Origin of the sequence: Bacillus sp. FSL H8-0534, from assembly GCF_038005885.1 — a bacterium.
In the GTDB taxonomy this organism is placed as follows: domain Bacteria; phylum Bacillota; class Bacilli; order Bacillales; family Bacillaceae_G; genus Bacillus_A; species Bacillus_A pseudomycoides.
The window spans coordinates 4978054-4995747 of record NZ_JBBOUC010000001.1; the positions used below are offsets into that span (position 1 = coordinate 4978054).

General features: G+C 37.3%; 18 protein-coding genes and 1 pseudogene. 13 read left to right on the top strand and 6 right to left on the bottom strand.

Annotated elements, in window-relative coordinates; translation table 11 throughout:
• Nucleotides 1–10: 10 nt before the first annotated feature.
• Together MHH71_RS25505 and MHH71_RS25510 are read left to right on the top strand one after the other, a co-directional pair.
• On the top strand, nt 11–832 hold the full coding sequence (locus MHH71_RS25505; protein ID WP_018765219.1) for an alpha/beta hydrolase: 822 nt from the start codon (nt 11–13) through the stop codon (nt 830–832).
• Nucleotides 833–1039: 207 nt separating this feature from the next.
• Complete coding sequence (locus MHH71_RS25510) at nt 1040–1345, top strand: metal-sensing transcriptional repressor (protein ID WP_006097301.1); 306 nt, start codon at nt 1040–1042, stop codon at nt 1343–1345.
• 329 nt (nt 1346–1674) lie between these two features.
• On the opposite strand, the gene MHH71_RS25515 is transcribed toward MHH71_RS25510, so the two are convergent.
• Entirely contained in the window at nt 1675–1947 is a 273-nt protein-coding gene (locus MHH71_RS25515; protein ID WP_003199316.1) for an HU family DNA-binding protein, read from the bottom strand.
• A 101-nt stretch (nt 1948–2048) separates the two neighbouring features.
• A complete protein-coding gene (locus tag MHH71_RS25520) occupies nt 2049–2864 on the bottom strand; it encodes a formate/nitrite transporter family protein (RefSeq protein WP_018765220.1) in 816 nt (271 codons plus the stop codon).
• 1053 nt (nt 2865–3917) lie between these two features.
• On the opposite strand from MHH71_RS25520, the gene MHH71_RS25525 reads away from it, so the two are divergent.
• The 9 genes from MHH71_RS25525 (at nt 3918) to MHH71_RS25565 (ending at nt 13366) form a co-directional block, all read left to right on the top strand.
• A complete protein-coding gene (locus MHH71_RS25525) occupies nt 3918–4595 on the top strand; it encodes a CsxC family protein (protein ID WP_026008521.1) in 678 nt (225 codons plus the stop codon).
• 139 nt (nt 4596–4734) lie between these two features.
• On the top strand, nt 4735–5733 hold the full coding sequence (locus MHH71_RS25530; protein WP_078212041.1) for a BC_2427 family protein: 999 nt from the start codon (nt 4735–4737) through the stop codon (nt 5731–5733).
• 88 nt (nt 5734–5821) lie between these two features.
• Nucleotides 5822–6133, top strand: coding sequence for a hypothetical protein (locus tag MHH71_RS25535; protein ID WP_033799051.1), 312 nt, complete (start codon nt 5822–5824; stop codon nt 6131–6133).
• A 320-nt stretch (nt 6134–6453) separates the two neighbouring features.
• A complete protein-coding gene (locus tag MHH71_RS25540; protein ID WP_026008522.1) occupies nt 6454–6996 on the top strand; it encodes a DUF420 domain-containing protein in 543 nt (180 codons plus the stop codon).
• Between the two features lie 236 nt (nt 6997–7232).
• Complete coding sequence (locus MHH71_RS25545; RefSeq protein WP_006095661.1) at nt 7233–8396, top strand: iron-containing alcohol dehydrogenase; 1164 nt, start codon at nt 7233–7235, stop codon at nt 8394–8396.
• A 159-nt stretch (nt 8397–8555) separates the two neighbouring features.
• Complete coding sequence (locus MHH71_RS25550; RefSeq protein WP_006095662.1) at nt 8556–9308, top strand: DeoR/GlpR family DNA-binding transcription regulator; 753 nt, start codon at nt 8556–8558, stop codon at nt 9306–9308.
• Nucleotides 9305–10216 (top strand): 1-phosphofructokinase, encoded by a 912-nt coding sequence (gene pfkB, locus MHH71_RS25555; RefSeq protein ID WP_018783594.1) that lies wholly within the window; start codon nt 9305–9307, stop codon nt 10214–10216. The genes MHH71_RS25550 and pfkB overlap by 4 nt, the downstream gene beginning before the upstream one ends.
• Nucleotides 10217–10228: 12 nt before the next feature.
• Complete coding sequence (locus tag MHH71_RS25560) at nt 10229–12082, top strand: PTS fructose transporter subunit IIABC (protein ID WP_003208055.1); 1854 nt, start codon at nt 10229–10231, stop codon at nt 12080–12082.
• 381 nt (nt 12083–12463) lie between these two features.
• Entirely contained in the window at nt 12464–13366 is a 903-nt protein-coding gene (locus MHH71_RS25565) for a cell wall-binding protein EntA (protein ID WP_078212039.1), read from the top strand.
• 94 nt (nt 13367–13460) lie between these two features.
• Here the strand turns inward: MHH71_RS25565 and MHH71_RS25570 are convergent, their stop codons facing one another.
• Nucleotides 13461–13697 (bottom strand): hypothetical protein, encoded by a 237-nt coding sequence (locus MHH71_RS25570; RefSeq protein WP_026008523.1) that lies wholly within the window; start codon nt 13695–13697, stop codon nt 13461–13463.
• A gap of 325 nt (nt 13698–14022) precedes the next feature.
• Between MHH71_RS25570 and miaA the strand changes: the two genes are divergently transcribed.
• Both miaA and hfq read left to right on the top strand, forming a co-directional pair.
• A complete protein-coding gene (gene miaA, locus MHH71_RS25575; RefSeq protein WP_006095657.1) occupies nt 14023–14973 on the top strand; it encodes a tRNA (adenosine(37)-N6)-dimethylallyltransferase MiaA in 951 nt (316 codons plus the stop codon).
• Between the two features lie 25 nt (nt 14974–14998).
• Nucleotides 14999–15223, top strand: a complete 225-nt coding sequence (gene hfq, locus MHH71_RS25580; protein WP_000813896.1) for an RNA chaperone Hfq — start codon at nt 14999–15001, stop codon at nt 15221–15223.
• Nucleotides 15224–15293: 70 nt separating this feature from the next.
• Here hfq and MHH71_RS30700 read toward each other — a convergent pair whose 3' ends face one another.
• From MHH71_RS30700 to MHH71_RS25595, 3 genes and pseudogenes are all read right to left on the bottom strand, one after another.
• Complete coding sequence (locus MHH71_RS30700; RefSeq protein WP_412676846.1) at nt 15294–15791, bottom strand: Gly-Xaa-Xaa repeat protein; 498 nt, start codon at nt 15789–15791, stop codon at nt 15294–15296.
• Nucleotides 15677–17098, bottom strand: a complete 1422-nt coding sequence (locus tag MHH71_RS25590; protein WP_340725563.1) for a hypothetical protein — start codon at nt 17096–17098, stop codon at nt 15677–15679. Before MHH71_RS25590 ends, MHH71_RS30700 begins: the two co-directional genes overlap by 115 nt.
• A 61-nt stretch (nt 17099–17159) precedes the next feature.
• Nucleotides 17160–17642, bottom strand: a pseudogene (locus tag MHH71_RS25595) (collagen-like repeat preface domain-containing protein); the annotation flags it as partial.
• Between the last annotated feature and the right edge of the window lie 52 nt (nt 17643–17694).

Consider the following 17694-nt stretch of genomic DNA (forward strand, 5'->3'; position numbering starts at 1 on the left):
GGAGAATTACATGAATACTAGTATTGAAAAAACGGATGTTACTATTTCGAATATAGAGCAATGGAAGATGTATTCGAGACTAGGGAATCGTGAGTATCAAATTTATATTTCGAAGCCAAAGCAACCTGCTCCAGACTCTGGATATCCCGTGATTTATGTATTAGATGGAAATGCATTTTTTCAAACGTTTCAAGAAGCTATGAACATTCAATCGGTAAGAGTAGAAAAAACAGGGGTTGCGCCATCAATTATTGTTGGTGTTGGTTATCCAATCGAAGGAGTTTTTGCGGCTTCTGAAAGGTGCTACGATTTTACCCCTTCTTCGCCTTCGGTGGATGCACCGCCGAAACCTGATGGGAAACCATGGCCTAAGTCAGGAGGAGCAAGTGAGTTTTTAGCATTTATTCAAGATGAATTGAAGCTGCAAATTGAAAAGAATTTTGAGATTGATAAAGAAAAACAAACAATATTTGGACATTCGCTTGGTGGATTATTCGCTTTACATGTATTGTTTACAAATACAAACGCCTTTCAAAATTATTTCATCAGTAGCCCATCGATTTGGTGGAATAATAAGTCTGTTCTTGAAAAGGAAGCAACGTTTATAAATGAACTGAGTAGAGCGAGTTCTGAAGTCGGAGTCTTTCTGACAGTGGGAGCATTAGAAAGAGATCATATGGTTCAAGATGCAAATGCATTATCTGAGCGTTTAATGAACTTGCAACATAATAAGTTTCGATTTGCATTTTATGAAGCTGAGGGAGAGAATCATGCATCAGTAGTGCCAACTGTTTTAAGTAAGGCACTGCGCTTTGTAAGCAATTTATTCTAATCGTTGTTTTTTTAGTAGAAGTGAATTTGTGTGGGAATTGCTTTCGTAGTTGAGTTTTGTCCTATAAGTAACGAATAAATAGAGGATATAGGTTGTTATTTGATTCTTATATAGGGTATCACCATATGTAAGTTTAATGCTATAATTGGTATACTCATGGGGGCATTGTTCCCTATGGATGGGGATAAACTTTAAGAAGGTGATAAAATGGATTATAATGAAAAAACAGAGGTTACTACCCATAGATCGGATAAAGAAAAAGAACAAATCATGAATAGGTTAAAGAGAATTGAAGGGCAAGTACGTGGTATCCAGAATATGATTGAAAATGATCGCTATTGTGTTGATATTTTAGTGCAGATTTCAGCTATTAATGCTGCAATGAAGAAGGTTGGTATGGGGATACTTAAAAATCATACAAATCATTGTGTTTCTAATGCTATTAAAGATGGTAATGGAGACGAAGCAATTGGAGAATTAATGAAAGTGTTTGAACGATTCTCAAAAGCGTGATAGAACAAGCTAGTATTGGATCTAGCTTGTTTTTTATTTTTTCATGGAAAAGTTTTTTATCTGTGTTGATACTTTTATGCACAGTGTTATTTCTAAATTTAATTTTAGTAAATGTACCTGGAAATGTTGTTTATCCATGGGTAGTTCCAATGTTATTTAGCTCACATGAAGGGGTAGGAAGGGCTTTTATTAATTATCCAATTAGGATTATAAGTTTGACGAGTCTTTTTATGATGGAGTTAATTTCATTAATTAGAGAGCATAAACGAAGAATATAACATTTTAAACATAAAAAATAGCCTTCTCATAAGCGAGAAGGCTATTTTTTATTATTTTACTGCTTCTTTTAGTTCTTTACCAGCTTTAAATGCAGGTACTTTTGAAGCTGCGATTTGCATTTCTTCACCTGTTTGTGGGTTACGGCCTGTACGAGCAGCTCTTTCACGAACTTCAAATGTACCGAATCCGATAAGTTGTACTTTTTCACCAGCTGCTAAAGTATTTGTGATTGATTCTACTACAGATTGTACAACTACAGTAGCTTCTTTTTGAGAAATTTCAGCTGTTTGTGCTACATTTTTAATTAATTCTGTTTTATTCATATCTTCACCTCATATGTAAATAATGCTATTTAAGTTGTTATTATAACGTATAAAAGAGAAGAGAACAAGTGTACTATAGGTTTTCTCTTAAATTCTTTTTGTTAAGCAGTTATAGATTCTTTCTTTAATTCCGTTGTTTTGCTATTAGACTGCTCTCGTTTGTTATAAGCCAAGAAGTAAGGGAGCGCTACAAATAGCATACCGCCGACTAAGTTTCCAAAGAAGACAACAATGAAATTTGGTAAGTATTCCATCCAAGTTAGATGCCCTGCAAAGATGGCGGCTGGAATAACAAACATATTGGCAACAACGTGTTGAAAGCCAATTGCAACAAAGGTCATAACTGGGAACCAAATGCCAATTACTTTTCCAGTGAATTCTTTGCTACCCATACTGAGCCAAACTGCTAAGCAAACAAGCCAGTTACATCCAATAGCAGAGACAAATGCTTGTATGGGTGTGTCATGTAGTTTTGCTTGAGCGATAGATACAGTTTTGGCTAAAAATTGCCCTTCTGTTAATCCGACGATGTGGCCGAAAAAATAGGCCACAAATACAGCGCCAATAAAATTGCTAATCGTAACAATTGTTAAGTTCTTTAATACTTTAAAGAAAGAGATTTTTTTTGAAAACCAAGCGATTGGTACGGTCATCATATTACCGGTCACTAGTTCGCCACCGGCAAGAATAACTAGAATTAAGCCAATAGGGAAAACAGCAGCTCCTAGAAAACTAGTAAAGGATCCCCAAGATTTTGGCATTGTTCCAATGACGTGAATATCGAGTAAATAACCTAGTGCTATGAAAGCCCCGCCAAAAAAACCTAAAATTAACATAGGTAGTAGCGGCAAAAGTGCCTTTTTTTGACCTGAACTTGCGGCCAATTCAGTAATTTCTTGTGGTGCATAGACAGACATGAATAACCCCTCCATATTTTGATAAATGACTCTATTTCCATTAATGAGTTTTTCTGCCTTATTAATGGTTAAATTGATAAATTCGGGGGAACGAGTAAGGTCCCTCGATTAAGCGTTTTCTTTTCTCAGAACATGAAGATGAGATTTTTTCAGAATGAAAACAAAAAACACCAAAAATGCTACTCATCTTGGTAATTAAAAGTAAAAATTACTTAAAGTTGTTCTGTAGAATTTTTCATCAACAATGAAATATGAATAAAAAGTATATACATTGCATATCATGTTGACAAAATTATGTTACATAATTTGAATAATTTTGTCAATTCGTGGTAAAAGCAGGAGGATAGAAGTTAGGATATTCTATGAAAAATGATAGACATATAGTTTTAACGTTTCAATTCATCAGTTAGGAAGTGATTGATGATGAATAAACCGTGGATCGCTAATAAACCGATCGGTAATAAACCAATAGATAAAATTTTTTCTAAGCATAAAATAAGCACTGAGCTGAAGATGGAAAAAAATGCCTCCTCATGGATTGGAATAGAAGAAAATTCATTTTCAGAGAGTGGAGAGGAAAAAAATGCCTCCTCATGGATTGGAATAGAAGAAAATTCATTTTCAGAGAGTGGAGTAGAAAAAAATGCCTCCTCATGGATTGGAATAGAAGAAAATTCATTTTCAGAGAGTGGAGAGGAAAAAAATGCCTCCTCATGGATTGGAATAGAAGAAAATTCATTTTCAGAGAGTGGAGAGGAAAAAAATGCCTCCTCATGGATTGGAATAGAAGAAGATCCATTTTCAGAGAGTGAAGTGGAAAAAAATGCCTCCTCATGGATTGGAATAGAAGAAAATTCATTTTCAGAGAGTGGAGAGGAAAAAAATGCCTCCTCATGGATTGGAATAGAAGAAAATTCATTTTCAGAGAGTGGAGTAGAAAAAAATGCCTCCTCATGGATTGGAATAGAAGAAGATCCATTTTCAGAGAGTGGAGAGGAAAAAAATGCCTCCCCATGGATTGGAATAGAAGAAAATTCATTTTCAGAGAGTGGAGTGGAAAAAAATGCCTCCTCATGGATTGGAATAGAAGAAGATCCATTTTCAGAGAGTGAAGTGGAAGAAAGTTCACCGACAACATCAATTGTAAAAATCCCGGTTGTATTAGCAGAGAGAACAATTCAAGTTGTTGTAGAAGCAAATATTTCATTGGATCCTTTGGCAATCGAAATTAAACGTGTGTTGAAAAATGTATTTTTAACACACTGTAAGTTAGTTCCTGTAGCGTTTACGTCGGTACCAGGTACCAATTATCGCCGAGTCACAAGAGCAAAATTATTTGTAGAGGGCTATATTCGAAATAACATTGAATATGTTGCCGATCAGTATAATGGATTATTGTATAGTCGGATTGTTAATATCTCGTTTTCTAGATTCCTAGATTTGACAGCAGGTGATTTTATAACACAGCCTTTATTGGTAGCTTTTTTAGATACTACATCCCACTTGATTAATCCTAAGGGTGTCTATTTACCCCGGTTAGATACAAATTCTTTTGGAAATTTAGTTTTTTACAATAAACAACCGTATTGTGAATTAGTCAGAGCTAATTTTTATGAGTTTGATTTTTCACCATGTTTAACAAACTTGAACAAGTCATGTAGCGAACTTCGTAAAACAATCGTACTAGATCTTACTTTGAACATCTTACAAGTACAGCAAGTACAAGTTTAAAAAATAGACAGACATCGTCTTTTTTTATAATAAAAGTTGATGTCTTTTTTTTTATTATAAAACATATATAATGTTGAAACGATTATGTGTTTAAAAAATAAATAAGTCTTTCAATTCATCAGTTAGGAAGTGATTGACGATGAATAAGCCATGGATTAGTAATAAAATGATAGATAAAATTTTTTCTGAGCATAAAATAATCTCGGAGCTGGAAGTGGAAGAAAGTTCACCTTCAGAGATCGGGATGGAAGAAAATCTATTTACAGAGAGTGAAGTGGAAGAAAGTTCACCTTCAGAGATCGGGATGGAAGAAAATCTATTTACAGAGAGTGAAGTGGAAGAAAGTTCACCTTCAGAGATCGAGATGGAAGAAAATCTATTTACAGAGATTGGGATGGAAGAAAGTTCACCTCCTGAATTAAAAGAAGGAAGATTGGCAGGTCTCATGACAATTAAAATACCATTTCATACCATATCCGAAGTGGCTGATTTTTTAATCTCGCCTATTGTGAGTAGTACGAATGAAGAAGTATTTGCATTTCAAAACGAAGAGAATGAAATATTTCGTGAGTTAGATACAAAGTTGTTAGCTACGGTACATCATTATAACGAACAGCCATATTGTCGTTTAATTTCTTCAAAGCTTTTTGAAAAGAGGATTTTTCTAGAATTTTCGAGTGAGAATTATATAAAACATAGTGGGGAAAATCAGTTAGAGCAATCTTTATGGGTTCCTATACACAATTTGAATTTAAAACAGAGAAACGAAAAAAAAAGGAGTAACTATGTAACGACGAAACTGCCAGTTGAAATAGGGAAGTATAAAACGGAAATTAGTTTAGAAGAAAGAGTGATGTTTCAAGAAGAAGTAGAAATTAAAGAAGTTTTACAAGAAATTGTTTTGACAGATAGTAAATTTTTTCCTCAAAAAGTTCTAAAATCAAAAGAGAATTCAGTAACAATTGAAAAAGGAAAGTTGTTGGTAGAAGGCTATGTTGTACAGCGAATTGAATATACAATGGGGTGTTCTAATGAGCAAAGTGATGGATTAGTTAGGTATCAGTTACTGCAAAAAATAGTGCTTGAGTTAATCGTTCAAATATTACAAGAGCAAGAAGTGCAAGTGGAAATTATGTAATCACTATTGCCACAGTGTATATAAAACATTTTTCTTGACTTTTTATATGCGGACGAGGAAAATGGTAAAAAAGGAAGGAGGGGTGATAATGGAAGAGTACGTATTGGATCTTTATAATGTATTGTATACAACAGATTGGCAAGATATTGTTTCATTTCTTGGAATTTTATTTTGTTTAAAAATTGTTATTGTGTACATGGAAGAGCAAGGTATGTTCTATTCCTTCTCATCTCCGTCCGATTTAGAGCGGGAACCGTTGCTCAACTATGCCAATATAAAACAGACGGAACTTCCTTTTATCACATTCTTTATGATTCGGTTTATAACAGCCATTGTGAAGAAAAAAGAAGCCGAAGAAGGAGATTGCTATCCGATTTGTAATACAGCGTATTGTTTATAAGCTAAATACAAGGAGGAGAATAATATGTGGTTTCGATTTCTTATGATTGGTTTCTTTTCATTAACAGCAATTTCTTTAATGGGATATCAAGTATCAGAGATTTTTCAAGCATATAGTGACATGTTTTTTAATAAAAACTAAACGAATTGCTATTTCAATAATAAAGCGATAAGATCCTTCTTAAGAAGTATGATTAAGAAGGATTTTTTCTTTGTTTGATTTCAGTGTGTCAAAGTATTGTCACATTTGCACTATGAATAATATGTTAAAATAGTGTGGTTAACTATACATATGTAAAAGAGGAAGAGGGAGTGAACAATTTGATAGATCAATCAACAAATCAGAAAAGCTATGCTCCTATTGTGATAACGCTTTCTGTAGTTGTCAATGCGATTATTTTATTTTTGTTTTTTGGACCTGTTGGCTACAAAGGAGAGGTACATTTTGATGTAACAATCTTGCCGATGTTAAATGCAATTTTTAATAGCTTTACATTTGTATTTTTATTGGCAGCATTGTTTTCTATTATTAAAAAGAATGTAAAGATGCACCGAGGTTTTATTCTTGCGGCATTTACAACAACATTGCTATTTTGTGTTTCATATTTATCGTATCATTATTTAGCACCAGCAACGCATTTTGGTGGGCAAGGTATTATTAAATATGTGTACTTCTTTATTTTAATTACGCATATTTTCCTTGCGGCAATTATTGTACCGCTTGCATTATTCTCGCTTGTATATGGTTTTACAAACCAATTGACTCGTCATCGTAAGATTGTACGTTGGACGATGCCAATTTGGTTATACGTAAGTCTTTCTGGTGTTATTGTTTACTTAATGATTTCACCGTATTATCAATAAAAAATCTCAGCCTTTGGGCTGGGATTTTTTTATTCCGCTATTCATAGGTAGTAATATCCCACAACTCAAGATTTAAAGAGAGGTGAAGAAGATAGGGTGAGGGAAAATCTGATTGGTGAGAGCTAACTTTCACTGATGGAAGATTCACTTTATGAAGCAAATATTTTTGTGAAATGAACAAAATATGTTATACAAAAGTATAGTAACTTTTATATTGGAAGGATGGGTAGGAAATTATGCAAAATTTTATATTTCGTAATCCGACAAAGCTTATTTTTGGGCAAGGGCAATTAGAACAATTAAAAACAGAGATTCCTCAGTATGGTAAAAAGGTTCTTCTCGTATATGGCGGGGGGAGTATTAAACGAAATGGCGTATATGATAATGTAATCTCTATATTAAACGAAATTGATGCAGAAATTTTTGAATTAACAGGCGTTGAACCGAACCCACGTTTATCTACTGTAAATAAAGGAATTCAAATCTGTAAAGAAAATGATATTGAATTTATTTTAGCTGTCGGTGGTGGAAGTGTCATCGATTGTACGAAAGCAATTGCTGCAGGTAGTAAATATGATGGTGATGTATGGGACATTGTGACAAAGAAAGCATTTGCAAATGAAGCTTTACCATTTGGTACAGTACTAACTCTTGCGGCGACAGGTTCTGAGATGAACGCAGGGTCTGTTATTACAAATTGGGAAACGAATGAAAAGTATGGGTGGGGTAGTCCTGTTACGTTCCCACAGTTTTCTATTTTAGATCCAGCCCATACAGCTTCTGTACCAAGAAATCAAACTATTTATGGTATGGTTGATATTATGTCCCATGTATTAGAACAATACTTTCATCAAGGTTCAAATACAGAATTACAAGACCGCTATTGTGAATCTATTTTAAAAACAGTCATTGAAACAGCCCCGAAACTTTTAAATGGTTTAGAGAACTATGAGCATCGAGAAACAATTTTATATTGTGGAACGATGGCGCTAAATGGCATTTTAGCAATGGGTGTCCGCGGTGATTGGGCAACGCATAATATTGAGCATGCCGTTTCAGCTGTGTATGATATTCCACATGGCGGTGGTTTAGCGATTTTATTCCCAAATTGGATGAAGCATGTTTTAGATGAAAATGTAGATCGGTTTAAACAATTTGCGGTGCGTGTGTTTCATATAGAGACGGAAGGGAAAACGGATAAGGAAATTGCGATGGAAGGTATCGAAGCGTTGCGAAGCTTCTGGATATCTATTGAAGCACCATCTCGTTTAGCTGACTATGAAATTGGAGAAGAGAAAATTGATGTAATGGCTGAAAAAGCGATGGTTGATGGTGAATTTGGTCATTTTAAAAAATTAAATAAAAAAGATGTAGTAGAGATTTATAGAGCTTCATTATAAAGGATAAAGATAATTCAAAGAACCTTCTTGATACGTATCAAGAAGGTTCTTTGAATGTTATTGAACGGTTTAGTGGTTTTATTTGAATGAATTTGAATGTTTTTGATTGATTTTTGAATCCGATTTCATTATACTGTAATCAAAGAAGAGGTGAGTGATATGTTAACTCCTGAACGTCATCAGCTAATTTTACAGCTTGTGAAAGAGAAAAAAGTAGTGAAATTACAACAGTTGGTGGAAGAAACAAAAAGTTCAGAATCAACAATCCGTCGTGATTTAGCGCAATTAGAGAAAGGGCGTTTATTAAAAAGAGTCCATGGCGGGGCTGCTGTATTAACTGGAAAAGGTGAAGAGCCTACGATGGTTGAAAAATCAGCCAAAAACATTCAAGTGAAAAAACAAATCGCTAAGCATGCTGCGTCTTTTGTAGCAAAAGGTGATTGTATTTATTTAGATGCGGGAAGTACAACGTTTGAAATGATTCCGTATTTAATAGAGAAAGAAGTTACAGTTGTAACAAATGGACTTATGCATATTGAAGCGCTAGTTGAAAATAATATTCGTGCTTACTTGCTTGGTGGGATGATGAAGAGTCGAACAAAGGCTTTAATTGGTGCGATGGCACAGGAAAGTATGCAGCAGTATCGATTTGATAAGTGTTTCCTAGGGGCGAATGGTGTACATGAACAGCTTGGATATACAACACCTGATCCTGAAGAAGCATTGCTGAAAAAAAGGGCGTTAACATTAGCGAATGAAGGCTATTTTTTAATAGATGAAAGTAAATTTGCCGAAGTTGCATTTGCGAAAATTGCAAGTATTGAAGAAGCGACAATTATTACAAATGCATTAGAAGGAGAGCAAGAAGAATATAAACGAAAAACAAATGTAATTGAGGTTGATAAACGATGATTTATACAGTTACTTTAAATCCATCGATTGATTATGTTGTTCAAGCAGAGTATTTCACACTGGGAACTGTCAATCGAGCGGAAAAAGATATGAAATTTCCTGGTGGGAAAGGGATTAATGTATCCCGTGTGCTTCATCGGATGGGAATAGATAATACAGCGCTCGGTTTTATAGGTGGATTCACAGGTCAATTTATTGAAGATGTTTTGAAAAGTGAAGGTGTTAGGACGAATTTTGTTCATGTAGATGGAGATTCGCGTATTAATGTGAAAATAAAGGGACAGGAAGAAACAGAACTGAACGGGCAAGGGCCTGTTATTACGGATGAGCAGCTCGGGCAGTTGATGAACAAAATTGAAAATATGCAGGCTGGTGATTATCTTGTATTAGCTGGTAGTATTCCAGCATCGATTCCAAAAACATTTTATGAAACGATTGCTGCTTTTGGAGCAGAACGTCACATTAACGTCATTGTTGATGCGAGCGGAAGTGCGCTTCAGTATGTGACTCAAAATAAGCCATTTTTAATCAAGCCGAATCATTATGAGCTTGGAGAATTATTTGGAGAAAAGCTTTCAACAGTAGAAGAAATTATTCCATATGGAAAAAAGTTAATTGAACAAGGTGTACAGAATGTAATTGTTTCTATGGCAGGAGATGGAGCTTTATTATTTACAAGTGAAGGAATATATGAGGCAACCGTACCAAAAGGAACAGTTATCAATTCTGTCGGAGCGGGAGACTCTCTTGTTGCAGGTTTTGTGGGGATATATGAAAAAACGAAAGATATTGAAGAAGCAATTCGTTATGGTGTAGCAACAGGAAGTGCAACAGCTTTTTCAGCTGATTTATGTACGAAAGATAAAGTAGAGGAATTATTATCGCAAGTAATGATTACAAAGCGATAGGGGGAACAGAAGATGAAAATTACAGAACTTTTAAAAAGGGATACCGTTATCATGGATTTGACAGCTTCAGCAAAAGAAGCTGTCATCGATGAATTAGTAGAGAAACTAGAAAAGGCAGGAAGATTGAATAGCCAAGAGGAATTTAAAGAGGCTATTTTACAGCGTGAAATGCAGAGTACAACTGGAATTGGTGAAGGGATTGCTATTCCACATGCCAAAACAAAAGCGGTCAAACAACCAGCTATTTGCTTTGGACGAAGTGTAAGCGGTGTCAATTATGAGTCGCTTGATGGACAACCAGCTCATTTATTCTTTATGATTGCGGCTAGTGAAGGAGCAAACAATACACATTTAGAAACACTATCTCGTCTATCTACGTTATTAATGGATGAAGGGTTTCGCAAACAACTGTTAGAAGCAAAAAGTGAAGAGGAGCTTCTTCATTTGTTCGATGAAAAAGAAAATGAACAAGAAGATGAGCAAAGTGAAGTAACAAAACCGGAGGGAAATGAACCATATGTGTTAGCGGTAACAGCTTGTCCGACTGGTATCGCTCACACATATATGGCTGCGGACAGTCTAAAGGCAAAGGCAGCAGAATTAGGAATTGCGATTAAGGTCGAAACAAATGGTTCTACTGGTGTGAAAAATGGATTAACGAAAGAGGATATTGAGCGTGCAACAGCTATTATCGTTGCGGCGGATAAACAAGTAGAAATGAATCGCTTCGCTGGAAAGCATGTTATTCAAGTACCAGTTGCAGATGGTATTCGGAAATCAGACCAGCTAATTAATCGAGCTGTGAATCAAGAAGCCCCGATTTTTAAAGGAATAAAAGAAAATAGAAAAGTAGAGGAGCCAGAGAAGGAAAAAGGATTTGGTATATATAAGCATTTAATGAATGGTGTTAGTAATATGTTACCTTTCGTTGTTGGTGGAGGTATTTTAATTGCACTAGCCTTTTTCTTTGGTGGTATCGATACGAAAGGGCCGATTGCAGAAACATTAATGTCAATTGGTGGTAAAGGGGCATTCCAATTCCTTGTTCCGATATTAGCTGGATTTATTGCGAGTTCTATTGCGGATCGCCCAGGGTTTATGCCTGGTATTGTCGGTGGATTTTTAGCAGCGCAAGCAAATGCAGGATTTTTAGGTGGATTAATTGCTGGTTTCTTAGCTGGATATATTGTACTTGGTTTAAAGAAAGTATTAGCAGGTTTACCAGCACAATTAGAAGGAATTAAACCTGTTTTATTATATCCGGTACTTGGTTTGTTACTTACAGGGGTATTAATGTTGAAAGTTGTAAATCCTCCTGTTGTTGCTTTAAATGAGGCGTTAACGAGTTGGTTAAATGGTTTAGGTGGTGCGAATGCTATATTATTAGGACTTATTTTAGGTGGAATGATGGCTATTGATATGGGCGGTCCTATTAATAAAGCGGCATTTACATTTGGGATTGCTGCAATTGAGGCTGGAAACTTTGGTGTGCATTCAGCTGTTATGGCTGGTGGAATGGTACCTCCGCTTGCGGTTGCACTTGCAACTACACTTTTTAAAGCGAAATTTACAGAAGCAGAACGTAAATCGGGTTTTACAAACTATATTATGGGGGCATCATTTATTACAGAAGGGGCAATACCATTTGCGGCTGCTGATCCAATCCGTGTAATTGTCAGTTGTGTTGTGGGCTCAAGTCTTGCTGGTGCATTATCGATGTTATTTGGAATTACATTGCCAGCGCCACACGGTGGAATATTTGTTATATTATTAGTGAATAAACCAGTTCTATATATTCTTTCTATATTAATAGGTTCTATTGTATCTGCCCTTATGTTAGGGATATGGAAAAAGAAAATTTCATAAAAAGTTCAAAAGGACAGCGGCCATATTAGGTAGCTGTCCTTTTCGGATTATAGTGTACGTTATATATATGAATGTCAAAATGTATATGATTTATGACATAAAAAGACATAGCGCAACCAAGAATTGTAATGTTTCGGTGTTTTTTTGTAACAAGATGGTAATACTATTACTTTTATTGCAAAAAAAACATATGAGTTTGAAAGAAAAAAATGATTAAAACTCTTAAAAATACGTATAGAACACTATTTTCTTTTATTCTACTTTATATTACAAAGCATTAATGGTTGATTACGAATCGTTTGTAATTGTGTGATATCCTAAATCTCCTGAAAAACTGTTGCTATAATGAGGACACGAAAACAAAGCGAATGGAGGCTATTCATGAAAAAATTAATTGGTATAGCAGCAGCAGCGGTTTTTGGTCTTGGGATTTTCACTACTTCTGCAAAAGCAGAAACTGTTGTAACAACAGAGGTATTAAATGTACGCGAGAACCCAACTACTGAATCACAAGTTGTAGGTAAAGTATTAAATGGTCATAAATTAGATGTTACAAATACAGAAAACGGATGGTCACAAATCAAATTAAATGGTAAAGACGCATTCGTAAGCACAGAATTCACAAAAAGCATCTACTACGTAACAGCAAACGTATTAAACGTACGTGCTGAAGCGAACACAAACTCAGAAATTCTTGGTACGCTTAAGAAAGACGATATGATCGAAACAACGAACCAAGTACAAAATGGATGGTTACAATTCGAATATAACGGGAAAACGGCTTACGTTCATGTTCCTTTCTTAACAGGTACAGCACCTGTTATTGAAAAACAAGAAACGACTGCTCCTGCTCAAGCTGCAGCACCTGCTAAAGCAGAGGCAAAAGCACCAGCAGCACAAGAAAAACCAGCAGCACAAGAAAAGCCAGCTGCTAAACCTGCTGTCAAAGCAGCAGAAACAAACACTCCTTCTGGTGGTCGTGAACTAACAGTTGAAGCTACAGCATATACAGCTCATCCGAGTGAAAATGGCGGCACATATGGTGGTCGTGTATTAACTGCAATGGGTCATGACCTAACAGCGAATCCAAACATGAAAATGATTGCTGTTGACCCGAAAGTGATTCCACTTGGATCAAAAGTATGGGTAGAAGGTTACGGAGAAGCAATTGCTGGTGACACTGGCGGTGCAATTAAAGGTAACCGTATCGATGTTCTAGTTGGCTCAGATAGCGCTGCTAACAAATGGGGACGTAAATCTGTTAAAGTGAAAATTTTAAAATAATGCTATTGTTGTTAAAAAAATAAATCCAGCACTTAAATATCGAGTGCTGGTCTTTCAGGCTGTTGGGAATTTCCTAACAGCCCTTTTTGTGAGTTTAAAATGGATATACAGTGCGGCCTGTGATGATTTTATATGCACTGCAAAATTGGGTTTGTGCATATTGTTTAGTCGGTTCGTCTAAAGTTTGATTGTCCAATAATGTATGAAAGGAACGTAGTAAGCAGCTTAAAGCGAAATATAATTCTTCTTGTGAGCAGTTCTTTTCTTTTAAGGATGTTTCTAAAATGAGTTCTTCCGTTAATGTTGAAAAATTAAGCGTAGCTTGTCCGATTTTCATTATATCCTCTCCGATCCTATTTTTTATCATGTATATGTACCATTGGACAAACTATGTCAAATTTATCTCGCCATTTAGGGAGTAAGGTCCTCATCTCAAGATTTAGAGGGAGGCGAGAAACTTTATAAAAGCCTGTTTGGTTAGGGGGATAATCGGTGAGGGAAGAAGGTGATCTTACTTGGTTAAAGGTTCACTGTATCATTCTTATTTTTTGAATTTCATTTACAGTATTGAAAGAACTTGCATTATGACTATTAAAATTGGTAAGATTGGATATAATGATCAGATGGATAAGATTACATAAAGAGAGTTGAAGTATATGGGAGAACTGCAACGTGAAAAAGTTGCTGTCATCATCGGACCGACTGCGGTGGGAAAGACAAAATTAAGCATTGATCTCGCAAAAGCGTTAAATGGTGAAATCATTAGCGGGGACTCAATGCAAATTTATCGTACGATGGATATCGGGACAGCTAAGGCAACAATGGAAGAAATGGAAGGAATTCCGCATTACATGATCGATATTAAAAATCCAGAAGATTCATTTTCTGTAGCGGAATTTCAAGAGCTTGTTCGAGGTTATATTCGAGAAATTACAGAACGTGGGAAACTACCGATTATTGTTGGTGGTACAGGCCTTTATATACAATCAGTTTTATATGACTATCAGTTTACAGATGAAGCTGGAGACCCTGTATATCGAGAGGAACTAGAAAAACTAGCGACAGAACATGGTGTAGAATATGTACATGAAAAGCTGCGAGAGGTAGATCCAGAAAGTGCAAGTCGCATTCATATGAATAATGTAAGGCGTGTCATTCGTGCTTTGGAAATTTTTCATACAACGGGGCAGAAGATGAGTGATCAACTTGAAAAGCAAGAAAATGAGTTGTTATATGATGTTTCGCTAATCGGCTTGACTATGGATCGCGGAATGTTATATGATCGCATCAACTTGCGTGTTGATCTTATGGTCAAACAAGGATTGCTGCAAGAAGTGAAGGATTTATACGAAAATGGAGTCAGGGACTGTCAATCTATTCAAGCGATTGGTTACAAAGAATTATATAATTATTTTGAAGGGCATGTTTCGCTAGAAGAAGCGATAATGCAATTAAAAACAAATTCGCGTCGCTATGCAAAGCGTCAACTAACATGGTTCCGTAATAAGATGGATGTTACATGGTTTGATGTGACCGATGGTGAAAAAACAGCAGAAATTTTGCGGTACATAGAAGGAAAGCTACAATTAAAGTCGAATAATAAGTAAGTAGAGAAAAAGAGGAGGATTCGACATGAAGCAATCAATCAATATTCAAGATCAGTTTTTAAATCAACTCCGTAAAGAAAATACGTTTGTGACGCTGTACTTATTAAATGGTTTCCAGCTTCGTGGATTAATTAAAGGTTTTGATAACTTTACAGTTTTATTGGAAACAGAAGGTAAGCAACAGCTTATTTATAAACATGCTATTTCTACATTTGTTCCACAAAAAAACGTTTCAATTGAATTAGAGTAGTAAAGAATTGTACATAGCAAAAAAGAGCGAGTGATTCGCTCTTTTTTTATTTATATATTTTAGAGATTCTTTAATGAATGCGGAAAATAGAGAGTCTAACAGTGGTATCACCTGTCTCGGGAATAGTGATTGTATTAGTGGTAGATTGAATAGTAATCGTAGTTCTGGATTTTAAAGTTTCAATTGTTGAAAATGTAATTGAACTTCCAATTGTGTTTGCTGAAAAGTTATCTGAAGGTATGTTGCCATTAATGGAAATTCCAAAGCCGAAGGGAGCTGACCCCGAAAATATTGTTGAAGCTGAAAAGTCAATGACATATACACCATCTTCAAGGATTGTGATTGTATCTGTTGCATCGAAATGTATGTTATTTATGTTTGAGATAAGATTGAACTGGATGTTTTGATTAGGTTTTATAGTTTGTGGAAGTGTATTTTTAAGTACGGCTGTAGTTACTGGAAAACTAAACCCTTGAGGTCCTCGTTCCCCTTGAATACCTTGTTCTCCCTGAGGTCCTCGCTCCCCTTGAATACCTTGTTCTCCCTGAGGTCCTCGCTCCCCTTGAATACCTTGTTCGCCCTGAGGCCCTTGCTCGCCCTGAAGCCCTTGTTCGCCCTGAGGCCCTTGCTCGCCTTGAATACCTTGCTCGCCCTGAAGCCCTTGCTCGCCCTGAGGCCCTTGTTCGCCCTGAGGCCCTTGCTCGCCTTGAATACCTTGTTCGCCCTGAGGCCCTTGCTCGCCTTGAATACCTTGCTCGCCCTGAGGCCCTTGCTCGCCTTGAATACCTTGCTCGCCCTGAGGCCCTTGCTCGCCTTGAATACCTTGCTCGCCCTGAGGCCCTTGCTCGCCTTGAATACCTTGCTCGCCCTGAGGCCCTTGCTCGCCTTGAAGCCCTTGTTCGCCCTGAGGCCCTTGCTCGCCTTGAATACCTTGTTCGCCCTGAGGTCCCTGTTCGCCCTGAGGTCCTTGCTCGCCTTGAGGTCCTTGTTCGCCTTGAAGCCCTTGCTCGCCTTGAGGTCCTTGTTCGCCTTGAGGTCCTTGTTCGCCTTGAGGTCCCTGTTCGCCCTGAAGCCCTTGCTCGCCTTGAGGTCCTTGTTCGCCTTGAGGTCCCTGTTCGCCTTGAGGTCCTTGTTCGCCTTGAGGTCCCTGTTCGCCTTGAGGTCCCTGTTCGCCTTGAGGTCCTTGTTCGCCTTGAGGTCCTTGTTCGCCTTGAGGCCCTTGCTCGCCTTGAAGCCCTTGCTCGCCTTGAGGTCCTTGTTCGCCGTGAAGTCCTTGTTCGCCCTGAGGCCCTTGTTCGCCCTGAGGCCCTTGTTCGCCCTGAGGTCCTGGTTCGCCCTGAGGTCCCTGTTCGCCCTGAGGTCCTGGTTCGCCTTGAGGTCCTTGTTCGCCCTGAGGCCCTTGTTCGCCCTGAGGCCCTTGTTCGCCCTGAGGCCCTTGTTCGCCCTGAGGCCCTTGTTCGCCCTGAGGCCCTTGCTCGCCTTGAATACCTTGTTCGCCCTGAGGTCCCTGTTCGCCCTGAGGTCCTTGCTCGCCTTGAGGTCCTTGTTCGCCGTGAAGTCCTGGTTCGCCTTGAGGTCCTGGTTCGCCCTGAGGTCCTTGTTCGCCCTGAGGTCCTGGTTCGCCCTGAGGTCCTGGTTCGCCGTGAAGTCCTTGTTCGCCCTGAGGTCCTGGTTCGCCCTGAGGTCCTTGTTCGCCTTGAGGCCCTTGCTCGCCTTGAGGCCCTTGCTCGCCTTGAATACCTTGTTCGCCGTGAAGTCCTTGCTCGCCTTGAGGTCCTGGTTCGCCTTGAGGTCCTGGTTCGCCTTGAGGTCCTGGTTCGCCCTGAGGTCCCTGTTCGCCCTGAGGTCCCTGTTCGCCCTGAAACCCTTGTTCACCTTGAGATCCTTGTTCGCCTTGAGGTCCAGTCATTTCAATTGACGCAATTTGTAGTAAAGTAATTTGTAAATTTTCTATTTGCATGATGATTTTTTGGAACACAAGATGATTGATTCTAAATAATTTAGTGATATACAGTGAAAAGTTGAGTAGGTTTTGTAATTCAATATATGTTGCATTTGCTACAAAAGGTTGATTATCCAAAATAGTAATTAAATTTTCGACAATTGCAATGCCAGCTTCTCGCTGTGTAAGCGTTAAGTTTAAACGTTCCAGGAACCCCTTTATTATTTCTAATAAGGTTATAAGTTCTTTTGTGTTAGATTCTGTTGGATTGGAAAATACAGCTGGAATAATATTAGTTAGGTCACTTAAAGTATCGGAAAAAAGATTCGCGTATAATTTAGGAATAGGGGTATAATGGACTGTCGGAATACGATGAGGTTGTGTTGGAAAATACGGTTTTGAAATCTTTTTTTGGTTATCATTAAAATAAGACATTAAAATGCTCCTTTCTAATTGAGATGGTGAAAAACCTATCATAGTAGATGCAAGTTAAAGATAAAAAGGAATAGGGAAACGGGCAGTTTATGTG